Annotated in this window: 9 protein-coding genes, 1 tRNA gene and 1 CRISPR repeat array (1 of these 11 only partly in view); of the genes, 3 read left to right on the forward strand and 7 right to left on the reverse strand. The window is 43.0% G+C overall.

The genetic code is table 11. The annotated features are described in order from the left end of the window. Positions 1–62: 62 nt before the first annotated feature. Together ACH0AB_RS08030 and metH are read right to left on the reverse strand one after the other, a co-directional pair. Positions 63–794 carry a hypothetical protein gene (locus ACH0AB_RS08030; RefSeq protein ID WP_406877845.1) on the reverse strand — a complete coding sequence of 244 codons (732 nt, stop codon included), beginning with the start codon at positions 792–794 and terminating at the stop codon, positions 63–65. 9 nt (positions 795–803) lie between these two features. Continuing rightward, positions 804–4,571 carry a methionine synthase gene (metH, locus tag ACH0AB_RS08035; RefSeq protein WP_406877846.1) on the reverse strand — a complete coding sequence of 1,256 codons (3,768 nt, stop codon included), beginning with the start codon at positions 4,569–4,571 and terminating at the stop codon, positions 804–806. 288 nt (positions 4,572–4,859) lie between these two features. On the opposite strand from metH, the gene ACH0AB_RS08040 reads away from it, so the two are divergent. Beyond that, the gene (locus ACH0AB_RS08040; RefSeq protein WP_060994308.1) at positions 4,860–6,101 is read left to right on the forward strand and encodes an NnrS family protein; all 1,242 of its coding nucleotides are present in this window, start codon (positions 4,860–4,862) and stop codon (positions 6,099–6,101) included. A 1-nt stretch (position 6,102) separates the two neighbouring features. Here ACH0AB_RS08040 and ACH0AB_RS08045 read toward each other — a convergent pair whose 3' ends face one another. Then, positions 6,103–6,858 carry a hypothetical protein gene (locus tag ACH0AB_RS08045; protein WP_406877847.1) on the reverse strand — a complete coding sequence of 252 codons (756 nt, stop codon included), beginning with the start codon at positions 6,856–6,858 and terminating at the stop codon, positions 6,103–6,105. A 370-nt stretch (positions 6,859–7,228) separates the two neighbouring features. Between ACH0AB_RS08045 and ppk2 the strand changes: the two genes are divergently transcribed. Beyond that, on the forward strand, positions 7,229–8,242 hold the full coding sequence (gene ppk2 / locus ACH0AB_RS08050) for a polyphosphate kinase 2 (protein WP_406877848.1): 1,014 nt from the start codon (positions 7,229–7,231) through the stop codon (positions 8,240–8,242). A gap of 91 nt (positions 8,243–8,333) precedes the next feature. Here ppk2 and ACH0AB_RS08055 read toward each other — a convergent pair whose 3' ends face one another. The 4 genes from ACH0AB_RS08055 to ACH0AB_RS08070 form a co-directional block, all read right to left on the reverse strand. Then, a complete protein-coding gene (locus tag ACH0AB_RS08055) occupies positions 8,334–9,776 on the reverse strand; it encodes an ATP-binding protein (RefSeq protein WP_406877849.1) in 1,443 nt (480 codons plus the stop codon). A gap of 34 nt (positions 9,777–9,810) precedes the next feature. Further along, positions 9,811–10,488 carry a response regulator gene (locus ACH0AB_RS08060; protein WP_007117116.1) on the reverse strand — a complete coding sequence of 226 codons (678 nt, stop codon included), beginning with the start codon at positions 10,486–10,488 and terminating at the stop codon, positions 9,811–9,813. A gap of 43 nt (positions 10,489–10,531) precedes the next feature. Further along, positions 10,532–11,071, reverse strand: a complete 540-nt coding sequence (locus ACH0AB_RS08065; protein ID WP_406877850.1) for a cytochrome b/b6 domain-containing protein — start codon at positions 11,069–11,071, stop codon at positions 10,532–10,534. Positions 11,072–11,183: 112 nt separating this feature from the next. Further along, positions 11,184–11,459: a PepSY domain-containing protein gene (locus tag ACH0AB_RS08070; protein ID WP_007117114.1), complete on the reverse strand. Its 276-nt coding sequence runs from the start codon at positions 11,457–11,459 to the stop codon at positions 11,184–11,186. 223 nt (positions 11,460–11,682) lie between these two features. Between ACH0AB_RS08070 and ACH0AB_RS08075 the strand changes: the two genes are divergently transcribed. Further along, positions 11,683–11,759 (forward strand) — tRNA-Val (locus ACH0AB_RS08075). Positions 11,760–12,377: 618 nt separating this feature from the next. Continuing rightward, positions 12,378–19,998: a CRISPR direct-repeat array (repeat unit 28 nt; unit sequence TTTCTAAACCATCTATGCGATGGCGAAC) (it continues 1,651 nt past the right edge of the window).

The raw sequence follows: 19,998 nt of genomic DNA on the forward strand, positions 1-19,998 counted from the left end.
TGTTTACTCTCGCTGACTGCTTTTTTTGTTATGATAGCGCTTTTTTAAAGGGCTGCGTAACTTCAGTTATCTAAAAAAACTATCCTTAAACCTGTGAAGATTGAGAAAATTAGCCACAATATAATAACTACAAAACAAGAAAATGAAAAACTGAATTCATAATTTAATGTTGCTTTTAAAATTAAAATGAATGGTAAATTAATTACAATTGATGCGAGAGAAAAGTTTAAACCTGCAAAGAAAATTCTAAATATTTGTATATTTGAAATTGTTTTCCATTTTTCAATTAGAATTAATATAAATGGTAGGATTGAGATAGCAGGAAAGTAAGTAATTAACTTAGAATTTATTTCTATTTCTAAGAGATATTTTAAGATAAAAAATAAAGGCGTACTAAAACAGAGAACAAAAAACACGCCAATTTCACGAGCATAATTTTTATGAATATTCTGGTAAATAGGTAAGTTTTCTTGATATAACCACCTTAAAATCATAGGAATTAAAGTAAAAGTAGTTATAAATGTAATAAGAACTGTAAAAATACTTAAAGTTAAGCTCGGAATGGTTTGACTGTTTGTTAAAGCAGAGTATATAAGTGACTCAAATCCTATTTCTGTTAAATAGAATTTGATAAATAATCTTGATGTAATAAAAGCAATTACAGAACCACTTAGTAAACCAATAATAATAGAAGTTATTCTTTCTTTAAAGAATATAACTAGCTTTTTATAGGTTTCGTCAGCTATATCAAGATTATTTAAATTATTTGTCTCAGTATTTGGTTCTGTAATCATGATTAATACCTACAAATTCGGATTTAGCCACTTTTCTGCGGTAGCTTTATCCCAACCCTTACGTCTAGCATAATCTTCAAGCTGGTCTTGACTGATTTTACCGACATTAAAATAATCACTCTCTGGGTGACTATAATAAAACCCACTCACACTAGAGGCAGGGTACATGGCATAGCTTTCCGTTAAATACGTCCCAATAGCATTGGTGGTATCAAGCCAGTCAAACAGCTTGCCTTTTTCGGTGTGGTCAGGGCAGGCAGGATACCCAGGCGCAGGGCGAATACCGACATATTTTTCTTTAATCAGCTCTTCATTGGTGAGATTTTCATCGGATTGGTAGCCCCAATATTGTTTACGAATCAACTCATGCAAATGTTCGGCAAATGCCTCAGCAAAGCGGTCGCAAAGCGCCTGTACCATGATGGCACTATAATCATCGCCTTTGGCTTTATAGTCATTGGCAAGTGCTTCTGCGCCAAACAATGACACCGTAAAACCACCGAGATAATCGGTTTTTTCAGGACTGATAAAATCCGCTAGGCTGTAATTAGGTTTACCACTGGCTTTATCAGACTGCTGGCGTAAATGCTCAAAGGTATGCGTGACATTGCCTTGCTCATCGAGTACCTGCACCGTGTCTGAGCTTGGGCGTTGGGCAGGGCTTAGTTTAAACACCGCTTTAGCTGTGACCAATTTTTCCTTGATTAATTTATCAATCATGGCTTGAGCATTGGCAAATAAGTCTTTGGCTTCCTCCCCGACGATGTTATCATCAAAGATTTTGGGATATTTGCCGACCAATCCCCAAGAGATAAAGAAAGGCGTCCAGTCGATATAGGGCAATAAATTTTGTAACGGATAATCGTCCAAAATGACTTGTCCTAATTGGTTGGGCTTAGGCGGCGTGTAGTTCGCCCAGTCGTATTGGAAACCTTGCTCAATCGATTCGGCATACGATAGCTTCGCCGCTTTGGGTTGGCGATTGGCAAGACGTTCACGGACTTCGCCATACTCTTGACGCAGCTCACTGATGAAATCGACGCGTTTTTCTTTAGATAGTAAGGTTGTGGCTACGCCCACTGCGCGACTGGCATCAGCAACATAGACAACCGCATCGTTTTGATAGTTGGGCTCGATTTTTACCGCGGTATGGGCTTTTGAAGTCGTCGCACCGCCAATCAGTAGGGGTAGATTAAAGCCTTGCTCCTGCATTTGTTTGGCGACATACACCATTTCATCAAGGCTTGGGGTAATCAAGCCTGACAAGCCGATGATATCGACGTTTTCATCTTTGGCGACTTGTAGGATTTTTTCACAAGGCACCATCACACCCAAGTCGATGATGTCATAGCCATTACAGCCGAGCACCACGCCGACGATGTTTTTGCCGATGTCATGCACATCGCCTTTCACCGTTGCCATGAGCACTTTGCCTTTGGTTTCGCCTGCAACTTTTTCTTTTTCGATATACGGATTAAGCCATGCCACCGCTTGCTTCATCACACGGGCGGATTTTACCACTTGCGGTAGGAACATTTTGCCTGCCCCAAACAAGTCACCGACCACATTCATACCGTCCATCAAAGGTCCTTCGATGACGTCTAAGGGACGGGGAAATTTTAGCCGTGCTTCTTCGGTGTCTTCATTGATATAAGTGGTTACCCCTTTAACTAACGCGTGCTCAATGCGTTTTTCTACGGGCAATTCACGCCATGACAAATCGACGGTGCTGTCTTTTTTCTTACCGCTCAAATAGTTTTCTGCCACTTGCATCAAATGGTCGGTGGCGTCTTGACCTGACTCGCCTTGGTTACGGTTCAAAATCACGTCTTCAATGGCGTTTCTAGCATCTGGTTCGATATCGTCATACAGCTCTAACATAGCTGGGTTGACAATCCCCATGGTCATGCCGTTTTTGATAGCATGGTACAAGAACACGGCGTGAATGGCTTCTCGAATGGGATTGCCACGAAATGAGAACGACACATTGGACACACCGCCTGAGACCATGGCATTGGGCAAATTGTCGGTAATCCATCGGGTAGCATTGATAAAGTCTAAGCCGTAGTTGTTATGCTCTTCAATCCCCGTGGCGACGGCAAAAATATTGGGGTCAAAGATGATGTCTTCACTCGGAAAACCGATTTCATCAACCAAAATATCGTATGAGCGTTTGCAGATTTGGATTTTACGCTCAAAGCTGTCTGCCTGTCCGTCTTCATCGAACGCCATGACGATAATCGCCGCTCCATAACGCTGACATAGTTTGGCTTTTTCCACAAACTCTGTTTTGCCTTCTTTTAACGATATCGAATTGACCACAGATTTGCCTTGCGTGCATTTAAGACCCGCTTCGATGATATCCCATTTTGATGAGTCAATCATCAGCGGTACACGGCTGATATCTGGCTCACTGGCGACCAAATTGACAAAGTGAATCATCGCCGCCTTGCTATCTAGCATGGCTTCATCCATGTTGATATCAACGACTTGGGCGCCGCCTTCGACTTGGTCACGAGCCACGTCTAACGCTTCGGTGTATTCTTCGTTTTTGATGAGACGCAAAAATTTCTTTGAGCCTGTGACATTGGTACGTTCACCGACATTGACAAACAGGCTATCCCGGGTGATGTTGAATGCTTCAAGTCCCGACAACCGGCAAGCTGGCTTGTAGTCTGGCAGTTGGCGTGGGGCAAAGGGTGACGTCATCTCGACAATTTTGGCGATATGTTTGGGGGTGGTACCACAGCAGCCGCCCACGATATTGACCAAGCCAGATTTGGCATAGTCGGCAACCATGGTGGCAGTTTGCTCAGGCGTTTCGTCATATTCGCCAAACTCGTTGGGCAAGCCTGCATTGGGGTGAGCGGAGACAAAAGTTTCGCACACATCCGACAAGGTTTTGATATGCGGCTTTAGCGCATCTGCCCCCAGCGCACAGTTAAACCCAATCGAAATCGGCTTGGCGTGGCGGATTGAATTATAAAACGCTTCGGCAGTTTGCCCCGACAACGTACGTCCCGAGGCATCGGTAATGGTCCCCGAAATCATAATCGGCAATTCAAACCCAATGGTGTCAAACACGCCCGTCACCGCAAAAATCGCTGCTTTGGCGTTTAGGGTATCGAACACGGTTTCTATCAAGATAATGTCCGCACCGCCTTCAATCAAAGCGTAAGTCGCCTCAGTGTAGTTATCAACCAGTTCATCAAAGGTGACGTTACGAAACGCTGGGTCATTGACATCGGGCGAAATCGAGCAAGTGCGAGAGGTGGGACCAATCACGCCTGCGACAAACCGAGGTTTGTCTGGGTTTGTCGCAGTGATTTCATCACACACTTGACGGGCAAGGGCGGCGGCGGATTTGTTAATCTCATAAACGAGATTTTCCATGCCGTAGTCTGCCATCGAAATTTGCGTGCCATTAAAACTGTTGGTTTCAATGATATCTGCGCCTGCCTCAAGATACGAGCGGTGAATATCACGGATAATATGCGGCTGGGTCAGTACCAGTAAGTCATTGTTGCCTTTGACATCACGTCCAAAATTGGCAAATCGCTCACCACGGTAGTCTGCCTCGATGAGTTTATAGTTTTGGATTTCTGTCCCCATCGCCCCGTCAAGGAACAAAATCCGCTGCTTTAACAGGTCAGCTAAACGGACTTTGTTAGTCGCTTGTATGGCTTTGAACGGAAAATTGGCAGGGGGTGTGAGTTGAAAATTGGCTGGGTCGTGGGGTTTGTGACTGGTAGGTGTGTTACTGGTGCTAATACTCATGCTAATACTCACTGAGAGGGCTTGTCCTGATTCAAATTGTCATAGGTATCTGTTAATAAGTCGATTATAACATTTTGTCGCCGCTCAATCGTTAGATTTGTGGAATAACCTGTTGAATGAAAATTTTAGCTAAAACCTAATTTGTGTATAAAAGCATGAGGCAGAGAGAATGAAAATAGCGTTAATCTTTAATATGTAAGTTAACGGCTATTCTCATTTACACTTTGCTATAATATATATTTTAAATACATGTTAAAACGATGGTTGCCCTAATAAGTGAGCATAGCCATGCAACAAATCAGATTACCTAACAAACCCCCTTATTCTCCCCATCCTGTACTCAATTTAGGCTTTCGCATTTTCTTTTTAGGTGCAGCAGTGTTTGCGATTTTGACGATGCTGAAATGGGCATACATAACGTTTGCCACGCGGTTTGAGTTTGATGGTACGCATCAGATGATGCCGTTTTACTGGCACGGTCATGAGATGTTGTATGGTTACGCACTGGCAGTGATTGCAGGGTTTTTGTTGACCGCCGTGAAAGCTTGGACTCAGCAGTCTATGCCTTATGGTTATAAGTTGTTGGTAATTTTTGTACCTTGGGCGTTGGCTCGAGTGTTATTTTTGGCCAACGGCATAAATATCAACACCGGCACGCTGATAGCGGCTGCGAGTGATACCATATTTTGGTTATTAACCGCCTCTTTTCTTATCTTACCGATTTATCGCGTTCGGCAAAAACGCCAAATCGGTATCGTGGCTAAGTTGCTTTTATTATTCATCGGACAGGTTTGGTTTTATGTTGCGCTATTTACCCAAAACAATAATGGCATGCATATGAGCCTGTTATTTGGGTTGTATTTGATTGTTGGCGTGGTGCTTACCATGGGTAGACGCATGATGCCCATGTTTATTGAACGTGGGATAGCTACGGGTGGGGAAGTACGACAGAAAGTTAAAAATTCTGATTTGCTGGATCGGCTCAGTCTGTTAGGATTTTTTGCCTTTATGCTGAGTGATGTGTTTCTAACGGGCTATCGTTGGGCAGTGTGTGCCAGCGGTACGGCAGCGCTAGTCATTGCGATCAGCAATTTAATACGACTTAAAAACTGGTATTTGCCAGAAATTTGGTCAAAACCACTACTGTGGTCACTTTGGCTAAGCTTTTTTGGTATGGTGATTGGGTTTTTCCTATTTGTATTAGTCCCTTTTGGTATCATTAATCACAGCTTAGCGATGCATGCCGTTGTGATATCAGGTATTGGGCTAATGACACTGGCAATGATGTCGCGGGTGTCTTTGGGTCATACCGGACGTAATATCCATCAGCCGCCCAAAACCGTTACTGTCATTTTTATTAGCATGACGATGGCTTGGTTGGCGAGGGTGGTATTGGGTTGGATACTGCCTGATTATTACTTTGCTACGCTGGCAATGGCTCAAGCGTTTTGGATTGTCGCCTTCTTGGTATTTGTAGCGAGTTATGCGCCTATCTTAACTTTGCCAAGAACAGATAAATTATTTGGTTAGTTTATTTAACGGTAAACTGCTCATCAGCTATGGCAACTTTGGGTGGCTCGATATAAGGTAACACAGCGCCACGGCAACTTTCTCTACTATTTTTAGTCGCAGCAAGCAGCTTTAAGCGCGCCAAATACTGGGCTTTTAACGCATTAAAGCTTTGTTTATCCACACCCGATGTATTTAAGGCGGTTAATTCAGCCGTAGCTACCCAGCGGTCAACAGTATTATAGTGCTCGCGAGAATGGCGCCAACCAAACTCACAAAATTCTGCTTCTGCCCAAATAAGTTTGACTTCACTATCGGCTACCGTTTTGACGAGCGGGGTGAATGCAGGCGTTTGTTTAATGGTCAACAGGCTTGCCCAAAGATCGGGACGCTGTAAACCTGATGTAGGCGGAATGTCTGCTGTCAAAGGCAGTTTGTCAACTTGGTTGGTTTTTAACGCCTCAACAATACTTAATGCTTCAGCCAGCGCATAACGACTTGCTTTGGTGAGGCTGGCTTCATTTCTTTCATGTGCCACATAACTTAGCCATGCATCGGCTTTATAAGCCTGAAAACGAGTATTGATTGGTTGGTGCTCAGCTTGATAGGGCTGTAGCTGCTCACGAATACAAAAAACATCTGCGACAAAGGCTTTATTTTGGGTGCCTTTAGCTATAACAGGTACAACGGCTTTTGTATCACTTGAACAATAAGCCCCTGGTTTATATTGGGTAGGCACTGCTTGGCTGGATAGTTCAGCATGAGCAGGATTTACCATGAAACCTATACGATGCAAAAATGGACGATGCCGATTCAAAATTGGAAACCTGCTATGCGTCAGTTTGTGATGTTATATGGACATCGGGTGGAGGGGTATTAATATAGAATATTTGTTTACTAGTTAGTATGATGCTATTTTAGGCTGCCTTTAAAGGTTTACACAAAAAAATTTGCAATCTCTCTTAAAGATAAGTAAGCATTGGTACAATTTTAACGACAATTAAATTGAAATAAAACCTAAAACAGCAAACATATGTCAGAACGTTGTTTTTTTCCGATAAGCTGATGTTTTTAACCTTTTGTATCATCATACCTTCATAATTTTGTCATATTATCAGCATTTTTAATTCTCATTAGAGAGTCTCAATATGCCAAATAATCAGCCCACTGCTAATAGTAGCCTTGTTATCAGCAATCATATCACCGATATGCTTGATGACTTACCCCAATCACAGTTTTTAAATGATGAAACCCTCAAAACCAATGATAGACTGCGTCAACAAATGCATGACGACTTGATTGACAGCTATGATGAAGAGATTGAGTCCGAAATGGACGACTACATCCAAGATTTACGGTATGACGGGCAGCCGTTAACCGACAGCCAAAAAATCGCTCGCCATATTTATTTTAATGAATTGATTCGTCTGCAAAAAGAATTGATCAAATTGCAAGATTGGGTAGTAGCAACCGGTGAGCGCATCGTTGTCATCTTTGAAGGTCGCGACTCAGCGGGTAAAGGCGGCGCTATCAAACGTATCACCCAACGGCTCAATCCGCGTGTCTGCCGTGTGGCCGCCCTGCCTGCACCTAATGACCGAGAAAAAACCCAATGGTATTTTCAGCGCTATGTCGCGCACCTGCCAGCGGCGGGGGAGATTGTGCTATTTGACCGCAGTTGGTACAACCGTGCTGGGGTTGAGCGCGTGATGGGATTTTGTACGGACGCGCAATACGAAGAGTTTTTTGAGTCAGTGCCAGAGTTTGAGCGTATGTTGGTGCGCTCGGGGATTCGCTTAATCAAATATTGGTTTTCTATCTCAGATGACGAGCAAGAGTCACGTTTTATGAGCCGTATTTATGACCCGCTCAAACAGTGGAAACTCTCACCGATGGATTTAGAATCGCGTCGGCGCTGGGAAGATTATACCAAAGCCAAGGAAGTGATGTTTGAACGCACCCATATCCCAGAAGCCCGTTGGTGGGTAGTTGAGGGTGATGATAAGAAAAAAGCGCGGCTAAACTGCATCAACCATCTGCTCTCACAAATTCCCTACCAAGAAATACAACGGGATGAAGTGGTATTGCCAGAACGCGAGCATCACGACAATTACCAACGTGAGCCAATCGCTGAAGATATGTATGTGCCTAACGTGTACTAATTTTTTAGTTTACTCCGACAAAAAGGATACGCTATGTACCTTTTTTAAACGCTGCCTGTTGTTGGTCAGTTAAACTTCAGCAATTGGCACGTCAGCGCTTAAAGAGACTGACTTGAAAACCGCAAATCTGACCATTGTGTTCTAGGTTCTGCATGGTAATTTGCAAACCATGCAGCTCAGCAATACGGCGCACAATCGACAGACCCAAGCCACTACCAATCTCAGCTTGACCTGCAGGGCGAAAAAACCGCTCTGATAGCCGAGCAAGGTCGATAGATGCAACCCCGTTGCCATTGTCGATAACTGTAATCACATCGCGATCTAACACTAACCGAATCGTGGTATGGTCAGGGCTATAGCGAATGGCATTGTCCAATAGGTTACGCAGCAAAATGCCGATTAAAGTGGCGTTACCTGTCAAAGGCAAGATAGCTTTGGCATCCACTAACACATCACGGCGTAATTGGCTGTTTTTTTCGCGGGCACGGCGGTTGACTTCTGAGAGAATGTCATTGGATAGGGCTATCCAATCAATCGGTGCAAAGGTCTGCGGATCGAGCCCTTGCTGCGGTGCCAGTTTTGCCAAAATCAGCAACTGTTCGACCAGTCGATTGGCGCGCTCATTACTGTGACTGATTTGTCGGCAGTGACTCAGGAGTGCATCGGTTTGGCTATCGGTTAAATTGGCTTGCAAGATGGTTTGTTGTAGCACATCGGTCTGTAGCTTGATGGCAGTGAGCGGGCTGCGTAATTCATGAGAGGCATCTGCGGTAAAGCGTTTTTCACGCTCAAGGGTATCCGCGACTTTATCAAATAACCCATTGAGCGCGTTTAGCAAGGGTTGAATTTCTAACGGTGTATCAACCGATAAAGGGGTTTTATCTTCAGGGCTGCGAGTGCTCAACAAGTCACTAATCCGTTTGAGCGGAACGAATCCACGCCGCACTGACAGCCATGTCAGCATAATCAATAGCATCACCCCAATCAGCGAAGGAACAAGTTGAATGGTTAATGATTTATATATAATCTCTTGACGCGAATTAAGGTTTTGCCCGATGGCAATGAGATGGTTGGTCGCGTCGTCATGCGCATAAAACAGGCGCCACGAGTGACTAAAGGGATTGAGCTCTTGATAGGCACTGTTGTTTTCCAAGAAACCGTGTTGTTTGGGCAAAAATGTAAAATGCTGACCGTCTTTATCAGCCATCAGTAATTTACCGTTTTGATCCCAAATCGCAAAACCCATATAGTCTTCTTCAGCATCCCCTAAATCGCCTGATAACAAGCCGTTTTCAAGATTTAAAATTTTAGGCTCATTGGCAGGGTTGGCGAGATGAAGTTTAACGTCTTGTGAGATACCAATCAGATAGCGGGCTAATTGGGTGATTTGGGTGTCATTGATTTCGTTGATTTCGTGCGAAAGCCGCCATACCGATATGAGGGTAATCGATAGCCAAATAATCGGTAGTCCGATGAGCAGGGAGTTGAGTAGCTGCCTTTGGATACTATAAGGTTTTTGGGTGGTAGGGGTCATAATGGTAACCGCTTAAAGCGGGATATCGGGCGAATCATTCAGGGCGCTGCAACGCAGGATTGAGATAATAGCCAATACCACGCCGAGTAAGGATAAAATCATTGCCGAGTTTTTTTCGCAGGTTATGAATATGTACTTCAATCGCGTTGCTTTCGATATCTTGCTGCCAACCGTATAGCTTATCCTCAAGGCTGGCACGGCTATGCACCAAATTGGGATAGCTGATAAACTGCTCAAGGACGGTGATTTCTTTGGCAGTCAAATCCACCCATTTGCCTTGATAAAAAACTTGCTGCTGCTGTGGCAAATAGCTGACATCCCCATAACGGATTTCAGTCTGACTGCGACCTTGGCTACGGCGAATCAAAGCCTGCAAACGGGCAACCACTTCATCTAAAGCAAACGGTTTGACCAAATAATCGTCTGCGCCAGCATTGAGACCTGCCACGCGGTTGGCAATGGCGTCTCGCGCCGTAATAATCAAGACAGGCGTGTCAATCTTTTGTTGTCGCCAATTGGCTAAAATGGTCATCCCATCACCACGCGGCAAGGTCAAATCCAATAACACAGCATCAAACACCCCTTCATGAATTGCCATTTCACCGAGTTTGGCATCAGCAAACCAATCCACCATCATGTTTTGTTGGCTCAAACCTTTGACAATGCCATCGGCAATGGTGGCATCATCTTCAATCAGTAAAATTCGGGTCATGAGGGTTTTCCGTGTGTTTTATCTTAGTTTTTAGCAAAGGTATTTATTGAACGGTTTTTTCACCCGTTATCATCGATTTTACCAAGTTTTGCTGTTGTAGTCTGCCCATTATAATCGCCGCTGCCACATGTAAAGGGACTAGCACCCAAAGACTGTTGGCTAAAAATTCGTGAATCGCTTGGATGCTATCGTCTCCCCAAAATTGGTCGGTGGTTTGCAAATAGCCTGTGACACCCAGCGCGATAATAACGCCCCACAGCGCAAACATCATCAGCGCACCCAACGGATTGTGACCCAGATGACCTTGAAACTTATGCTGCTTGATGTCGGTCATATGCTCGCGAATGCGGGTTGGGGTAGGGAAAAAATTACTAAATCTGGCGTATTGGCTACCCACCAATCCCCAAATCAAACGAAACACTACGAGCGCCACGACGGCATAGCCCATGTACTCATGCACATCACTACCACCTTCAGTGACGATAAGGTTGGCAAAAATACCCGCAGCGACTGCCCAATGAGTGATGCGCACCCAAATATCCCAGACTTTGACGGTTTGTGCAGATTGTGGTTGTGGTAACATTGCTATTTTCCATTGTCTAAAATATCAACACGGCTAAGTTAGCCGTGTGAAGGCATAACATTGGCAAACCTACCTCAAATTGCGTTGGTTGGATGGTTTGCTTATCCTATTATTAGTCGATTTCTGATTTAACGATTTTGCCGTCTTTGGTATCAAAGTACATTTCGACTTTTTTCCCACCTTTGCTTTTGCCATACATCTCAAAGCAGTTGCCATCAGTTTTGAATTTTTTGATAGTAAAGCCATGTTTTTCTAGTGCTTTTTGAAAATCGGCTTGCGGGATTTGTTCGTTTTTTGGGTGCGCTTGGCAGTTGGCTTCGGCAAATGCGCTGCTGGCTGATAACATAGCGAGTGCCAATAAGCCTGAGGTGATTAATGATTTTTTCATAATGCTATCCTAAGTTTTTAATAAAGTTGTCAGGTCACGGGATAAGGTTGATAATGAGGTATATCCGAGTGGCTGAGTGTATTAAAACAACCTAACCTTAACGAAAACTTAGCTAAAGATGGCGCAATAAAAATTAAAGCGAAAAATTAAAACCACTTGCAAAAGCAAAATTTTTTGGTAAAATGGCACTCCTACTTACGCAAGTAGATTGTTAGACCCTTTTAGGCATATAGCTCAGTTGGTTAGAGCACCACCTTGACATGGTGGGGGTCGTCTGTTCGAGTCAGATTATGCCTACCATATTCCAAAAGCCCCAGTCGATTGATTGGGGCTTTTTTATTGCAGTGATATCAAGGATTTACGTGGTTTTTCGAGAGTTGAAATTTTGACCACTTTTGTGATTTTGGGCACAGAAAAATCGCTTAAAAATCTTGTGTGCCCATTTTGTGCCCAAATTGTGCCTTGGTTAAGTTTTGAGCAAGTAGATTTTGACCCCCACTCAAATTTAAAAGAGATGAAACTGAATTATTTTTTTTCGAGTTTCATTGCTTATTTTAAATAGCCTTCATGCCCTAAAAAAAATCCTTTCAAAGTTATTCCCTCCAAATTAAAAACATGGCTATTAGAAACTTTAAGACATTGACACACTAGTTTAGTTAACCGTCTTGAGATTGGAAAAATAGATACAAAAGTTGTTATACGGACTATATAAAGTTTTGAGTTTTCACGGTACGACTCTAAATCCACATACTAATAAAATAATACATAAGCAAAAATTCAATATATTAAATTGCTTACCTTAACTTTAGATTAGGACTATCTCGTATAAAAATGAGAAATATTGACGAAAAAAATGCAAAGTAGATATATACTAGAAAAATTTAGTAGGGTGCATGAACAATATCAATCAAACTCATGTTTCTAAACCATCTATGCGATGGCGAACCTTTTTTGTTGCCTAGATTAATATTGCCAAGTTTTCTAAACCATCTATGCGATGGCGAACAAGAATTATGGGCAAATTATTTGTCGGTCAATTTTCTAAACCATCTATGCGATGGCGAACTCTAAAACATAGATACTTTGAATTTAGTTACTTTTCTAAACCATCTATGCGATGGCGAACATAACTCCGCAAGCTGTGGTAAAACGTAGTCGTTTCTAAACCATCTATGCGATGGCGAACATGAGATGACTAAACAAGGCCAAAGCGAGTTATTTCTAAACCATCTATGCGATGGCGAACCCAAACGAGCCGTGATTGAAGTATTGCAAAAATTTCTAAACCATCTATGCGATGGCGAACTTGCTGCTGTTTATATCAAGACTTTTGCAAGTTTTCTAAACCATCTATGCGATGGCGAACCTTGAGTGTCATTTAGCGGTGTGCTTAACTTATTTCTAAACCATCTATGCGATGGCGAACTTAAAAATCAGCAAGCCCACGTTAGACAGATGTTTCTAAACCATCTATGCGATGGCGAACAACCCTGAAACAGCGATAGGCACAGTCGCATTTTTCTAAACCATCTATGCGATGGCGAACTGGTGATTTTTTTTGATAGCTTGGTTTCTTTTTTTCTAAACCATCTATGCGATGGCGAACCTTTGGTGCCAAAGCGCTGCTCATTCGCCTGTTTTCTAAACCATCTATGCGATGGCGAACTATTGACCTTTTTATTTGACAGGATTTTGACATTTCTAAACCATCTATGCGATGGCGAACTCGATGACACAAATAAACGTATCGCTACACTATTTCTAAACCATCTATGCGATGGCGAACTTATTTGCTTGCTTGCTGTGTTTGTTAATCAATTTCTAAACCATCTATGCGATGGCGAACTAGCAGCAACAACAGGGGCAGGGGTTGAAGCATTTCTAAACCATCTATGCGATGGCGAACAACTATTGAATGATTATGTGCTTGAAAATGTTTTTCTAAACCATCTATGCGATGGCGAACGTCATCCCCCAACTATTTAAAATTGGCTTAGGTTTCTAAACCATCTATGCGATGGCGAACATCATAGTGTTTGATGGTCAGCGCAGCATGTGTTTCTAAACCATCTATGCGATGGCGAACTTCGCCTTGCTGTGTTGGTTTTTCTGGTGGCTTTCTAAACCATCTATGCGATGGCGAACTTTCACAGTATGAGAAGGGTCATGTAACTAAATTTCTAAACCATCTATGCGATGGCGAACGAACGTTCAGAAACCAAAAAATAATCTTTAAAGTTTCTAAACCATCTATGCGATGGCGAACGACATCGACCTTGACATGGGTTTTGAGAAGATTTTCTAAACCATCTATGCGATGGCGAACCCGATATCTTCGATGCCTACGGATGTTTTGTTTTTCTAAACCATCTATGCGATGGCGAACACGGACTTGGGCGAATAACCCAAAGCATCAGTTTTCTAAACCATCTATGCGATGGCGAACGGGCTATAGTGCATTGTTTGGCTATAGCGTGGTTTCTAAACCATCTATGCGATGGCGAACTAATATGTTACTCTGATTAATATATTACTCAATTTCTAAACCATCTATGCGATGGCGAACTTTGATTGTGAATTCGACACTTACAACCTTAATTTCTAAACCATCTATGCGATGGCGAACGATATGTAACCCACTTTTTTTATGTGGCGTAATTTCTAAACCATCTATGCGATGGCGAACATGAGCTGGCGAAAAAACATAACGCCCATGATTTTCTAAACCATCTATGCGATGGCGAACCGCCCAGAATAGCGCCTATTTTGGGTTTATCTTTTCTAAACCATCTATGCGATGGCGAACACAAGGCTTCGGGCTTTGCTGCTTTTGATAATTTTCTAAACCATCTATGCGATGGCGAACACAATGGCACTAAATACCAGTTTTAAATCACTTTTCTAAACCATCTATGCGATGGCGAACATACCAGAGTTGCCCAACATTGTTAGGAATGGTTTCTAAACCATCTATGCGATGGCGAACTTTCAGATAGTTTTATCAGCCGCCTTACCCGTTTTCTAAACCATCTATGCGATGGCGAACATATTCCAAGAGTGACTTTTTAGTTGCTCTAGTTTCTAAACCATCTATGCGATGGCGAACAAAAAGCTACGGTTATCATCAATGCTATCAATTTTCTAAACCATCTATGCGATGGCGAACCAGTCGATACCCCTGCGTACTTCCCAACTAATTTTCTAAACCATCTATGCGATGGCGAACAAAAACCACAAAAATGCTAATGCCATGGTCAATTTCTAAACCATCTATGCGATGGCGAACCCTTTAGATTCGACTTCATGCACAGCACGCATTTTCTAAACCATCTATGCGATGGCGAACTCGTAAAAGGTAAAATCACGGTACTCCGCATATTTCTAAACCATCTATGCGATGGCGAACGCCTCCCCTGTACTCGTTGAGCATGACTTGGCTTTCTAAACCATCTATGCGATGGCGAACTTTTTGTCTTTAAAGGTGCCTTTGATTTTTTTTTTCTAAACCATCTATGCGATGGCGAACGATTTAGCAGAACTGATGATGTGGCACGACAATTTCTAAACCATCTATGCGATGGCGAACGACTAAAGATGAGCAGGACATGGTATTACAAGTTTCTAAACCATCTATGCGATGGCGAACGCTCCGCAATCAAGCTATCACTGAAGGAGCAATTTCTAAACCATCTATGCGATGGCGAACGTGATGCACAGTTAGATACTTATCAAGTTGATTTTCTAAACCATCTATGCGATGGCGAACGAAGCTCAATGGGCGATTCAGTACTAATTGCTTTTCTAAACCATCTATGCGATGGCGAACGCCAAATCCGTTTAATGTTCCTACTGCAATTTTTTCTAAACCATCTATGCGATGGCGAACTTTTAGCCAAAAACTCAGCGTTTTCAATCGTTTTTCTAAACCATCTATGCGATGGCGAACTTTCGTGAATTTGTTGCCCAGAGAGTTCAAACGTTTTCTAAACCATCTATGCGATGGCGAACTTTCAGATAGTTTTATCAGCCGCCTTACCCGTTTTCTAAACCATCTATGCGATGGCGAACTAAGTAAGCTCGGCCTGTTGCGGTAAATTTTGTTTCTAAACCATCTATGCGATGGCGAACGCCAAATCCGTTTAATGTTCCTACTGCAATTTTTTCTAAACCATCTATGCGATGGCGAACCTGGCAAAATTCTGGTTAAGCTCGTTCACCGTTTTCTAAACCATCTATGCGATGGCGAACGTCAAACTGCACATACACACTATCGGTCACTGTTTCTAAACCATCTATGCGATGGCGAACTCATGCCGATAAGCGACCGACCGACCGATGGGTTTTCTAAACCATCTATGCGATGGCGAACAAAAAAAGTAGGTTAAATAAAGTCTGAATTTGTTTCTAAACCATCTATGCGATGGCGAACTATGCCATGTCTATTATCTTGGGGGCTATTGTTTTCTAAACCATCTATGCGATGGCGAACAATCAGTTGGGTCAAGTATCTGCTGATATTTTTTTCTAAACCATCTATGCGATGGCGAACCACTTTACAAACAAGGGTGTCATTGTCTAAACTTTCTAAACCATCTATGCGATGGCGAACAGCTTCATCATAAATCACTATGTCATTTTCGCTTTCTAAACCATCTATGCGATGGCGAACTGACCCTGCTCTGCCTTTATCGACAATGGCAATTTCTAAACCATCTATGCGATGGCGAACATAATGGCAAAAACTAACGAGGGTTTTGCTATTTTCTAAACCATCTATGCGATGGCGAACGCAGCCGAGCCGAAAATCAACTTTTACGACAATTTCTAAACCATCTATGCGATGGCGAACCGATTTAAACCGCTACCGCCAAGAACAGGCAGTTTCTAAACCATCTATGCGATGGCGAACAGCGACACAAAGAAATGCGTGAGCGTCTTGAATTTCTAAACCATCTATGCGATGGCGAACCCCACAAAGCGGCTTGTCAGTCGATGTTGAAGTTTCTAAACCATCTATGCGATGGCGAACTTTTTGAGTGTGAAGTGATGGATAACCGTTTGTTTCTAAACCATCTATGCGATGGCGAACTTCAGAAGGGTCAACCATCGCACCCGCTTGTGTTTCTAAACCATCTATGCGATGGCGAACTTTAATCGGCTTTGTCACTGAAGAATACAAGTTTTCTAAACCATCTATGCGATGGCGAACCCCAACCGCCTGCACTGGCGGCATAGGCAAAATTTCTAAACCATCTATGCGATGGCGAACTCGGTGTGTTCTGCTGGGCTATTTTTTTTGGGTTTCTAAACCATCTATGCGATGGCGAACATATTTGTACCGGTTGGCGTTGGCACATTATTGTTTCTAAACCATCTATGCGATGGCGAACCGATTTAAACCGCTACCGCCAAGAACAGGCAGTTTCTAAACCATCTATGCGATGGCGAACTAATGTGGGGCATCGCTGGTGCTGTTTTGATTTTTCTAAACCATCTATGCGATGGCGAACATTTCCTTTATGTAATTTTCCATCTTTTCAACTTTCTAAACCATCTATGCGATGGCGAACAAAACCGCTATGAATACCAATCCTGTTATCTTTTTCTAAACCATCTATGCGATGGCGAACTGCTAACACCAGTGGATTTGCGCGTTTTGTTATTTCTAAACCATCTATGCGATGGCGAACAGCTTAAACCAGCTAGAAAGTTATCGGCTATTTTTCTAAACCATCTATGCGATGGCGAACTCTTCACCAAATTTTTCTTTAATTTCATTGTATTTCTAAACCATCTATGCGATGGCGAACGCGTGATTAAAACCGAAAATGCAACCGAAAGGTTTCTAAACCATCTATGCGATGGCGAACTTTGTTGACAAAATAAAAGGAGTTTTATCCGTTTTCTAAACCATCTATGCGATGGCGAACTTGTCTGTTTATCGCCGATTAACTTGCTAAGCTTTCTAAACCATCTATGCGATGGCGAACAGCTTGGCGCGGATTGGGCACTGCTGTTTGTCTTTCTAAACCATCTATGCGATGGCGAACATCAGCAATCATGACATCCATTTTGCGGATAATTTCTAAACCATCTATGCGATGGCGAACGATTTCGTCCACAGTGTCTTTAACTACAATGTTTTCTAAACCATCTATGCGATGGCGAACCGTTAAACTCTTATTAACCCGTTGGGGACAGTTTTCTAAACCATCTATGCGATGGCGAACGGTGATTTACCTAAGGCATAGACCAGTTTTGCTTTCTAAACCATCTATGCGATGGCGAACGCCGCTATGGCTGTGGGGTTTTGTATTTGGTATTTCTAAACCATCTATGCGATGGCGAACTACGAAGCCGTTTTGCGGTTTCAGATTTACAATTTCTAAACCATCTATGCGATGGCGAACCCAATGCTAACGATGTTGCCCTGTGCGTCTGTTTTCTAAACCATCTATGCGATGGCGAACTGTTTAACATGGTGATTGCTGCGCCATTTGCATTTCTAAACCATCTATGCGATGGCGAACAAAAACGGTATGCAAGAAGCAGCAGGCGAAGCTTTCTAAACCATCTATGCGATGGCGAACCCGAACGGTTAAATGCTTACAGCTTGCCAACGTTTCTAAACCATCTATGCGATGGCGAACATCCATATGTACCACAGTATCCTTCTAATGTTTTTCTAAACCATCTATGCGATGGCGAACGACCTGTGGGGTCAAATTTACTTTTTGGACGCTTTCTAAACCATCTATGCGATGGCGAACACAGGGGCGTGAGTTAGACGACAATCCGCAGATTTCTAAACCATCTATGCGATGGCGAACATCTTTTCAACGGTCTTGGGCGCATACTTTTTTTTCTAAACCATCTATGCGATGGCGAACAATATCTACACGCTGAGCGAGCGCGGTTAGTTTTTCTAAACCATCTATGCGATGGCGAACTGTTTAACATCACATTCGATAAATTTGTGACATTTCTAAACCATCTATGCGATGGCGAACTACTGGAACGGTGAGCAAGTCACAGTCACAATTTTCTAAACCATCTATGCGATGGCGAACTCTTCAAATCCGTAATCGTGGGCGGTGTGCCATTTCTAAACCATCTATGCGATGGCGAACAGTGTTATTGCAGAAGTTGCAAACGTTTTGATTTTCTAAACCATCTATGCGATGGCGAACAACACGCTGCAAGGCAAAGACTTGATGGCCAATTTCTAAACCATCTATGCGATGGCGAACCCTGAGTATTCAGACTTCATTGAAATCCTGCATTTCTAAACCATCTATGCGATGGCGAACCTGACCGGTGATTTTCGTATTGCCGAAGCGATTTTCTAAACCATCTATGCGATGGCGAACAAAAGGCGCAAACGCTCTTTATGATGGCGGCTTTTCTAAACCATCTATGCGATGGCGAACACGATTGAAAATAGTTGACCCTGATTTTGATTTTTCTAAACCATCTATGCGATGGCGAACAGGTTATCCATCTGAATGTTGGCAACTTTCTGTTTCTAAACCATCTATGCGATGGCGAACAAAGATTCTTGGGTGTAGCTGCCTTTTATCTTTTTCTAAACCATCTATGCGATGGCGAACGTCGCTACACCCAACGGCAACCGCCTGAAATCTTTCTAAACCATCTATGCGATGGCGAACTAAAGCAGTGTGTTTTTTTGCCGTCATTGTAATTTCTAAACCATCTATGCGATGGCGAACAATGGCAAAACATTACTCGTCTCAATTCCACATTTCTAAACCATCTATGCGATGGCGAACTGGGCTTTGGTGTCTCTCATCAGCTTCCTGCTTTTCTAAACCATCTATGCGATGGCGAACAAAACGGGCTGGGATTGATAAGAATGTCCAAATTTCTAAACCATCTATGCGATGGCGAACACAGTCAGTGATGCGCCGCCAGCGCCGACTATTTTCTAAACCATCTATGCGATGGCGAACAAACTGAGATTGCAGCATATCGCGATACCTTTTTTCTAAACCATCTATGCGATGGCGAACGTCGAGAGGGCGGAGAATACAATACCCTTCGGTTTCTAAACCATCTATGCGATGGCGAACACGAGATTGTGTGTGTCGTCCCTGTCGACGTGTTTCTAAACCATCTATGCGATGGCGAACGACGGGCTACTACGCACCCATCAAGACAGCATTTTCTAAACCATCTATGCGATGGCGAACAATATTAAAATCGCCAGCCGTGATGACCAGTTTTTCTAAACCATCTATGCGATGGCGAACCAAACCTTGGTCGCCAAGCGTTACCAAGGCAATTTCTAAACCATCTATGCGATGGCGAACCGGTGTCTGGGTCTTCCAAGTCCCACGTGCGTTTTCTAAACCATCTATGCGATGGCGAACCGGTTACCCATCGAGCTAACCAGTCGTTTTATTTTCTAAACCATCTATGCGATGGCGAACCAAGACGATGGACTGCCCATCTTGACTCCTGTTTTCTAAACCATCTATGCGATGGCGAACCAAAGCAACTGCGCGCCTGGCACGTCATA

Source organism: Moraxella sp. 179-F 1C4 NHS (assembly GCF_045370505.1).
Classification (GTDB): Bacteria; Pseudomonadota; Gammaproteobacteria; order Pseudomonadales; family Moraxellaceae; genus Faucicola; species Faucicola tetraodonis.

Excerpts from the sequence above, each read along its gene's own strand:
- ACH0AB_RS08030 (WP_406877845.1), bottom strand. The coding sequence starts at position 794 with ATGATTACAGAACCAAATACTGAGACAAATAATTTAAATAATCTTGAT.
- ACH0AB_RS08065 (WP_406877850.1), bottom strand. The coding sequence starts at position 11,071 with ATGTTACCACAACCACAATCTGCACAAACCGTCAAAGTCTGGGATATT.
- ACH0AB_RS08060 (WP_007117116.1), bottom strand. The coding sequence starts at position 10,488 with ATGACCCGAATTTTACTGATTGAAGATGATGCCACCATTGCCGATGGC.
- ACH0AB_RS08040 (WP_060994308.1), top strand. The coding sequence starts at position 4,860 with ATGCAACAAATCAGATTACCTAACAAACCCCCTTATTCTCCCCATCCT.
- ppk2 (WP_406877848.1), top strand. The coding sequence starts at position 7,229 with ATGCCAAATAATCAGCCCACTGCTAATAGTAGCCTTGTTATCAGCAAT.
- ACH0AB_RS08045 (WP_406877847.1), bottom strand. The coding sequence starts at position 6,858 with ATGGTAAATCCTGCTCATGCTGAACTATCCAGCCAAGCAGTGCCTACC.
- metH (WP_406877846.1), bottom strand. The coding sequence starts at position 4,571 with ATGAGTATTAGCACCAGTAACACACCTACCAGTCACAAACCCCACGAC.
- ACH0AB_RS08055 (WP_406877849.1), bottom strand. The coding sequence starts at position 9,776 with ATGACCCCTACCACCCAAAAACCTTATAGTATCCAAAGGCAGCTACTC.
- ACH0AB_RS08070 (WP_007117114.1), bottom strand. The coding sequence starts at position 11,459 with ATGAAAAAATCATTAATCACCTCAGGCTTATTGGCACTCGCTATGTTA.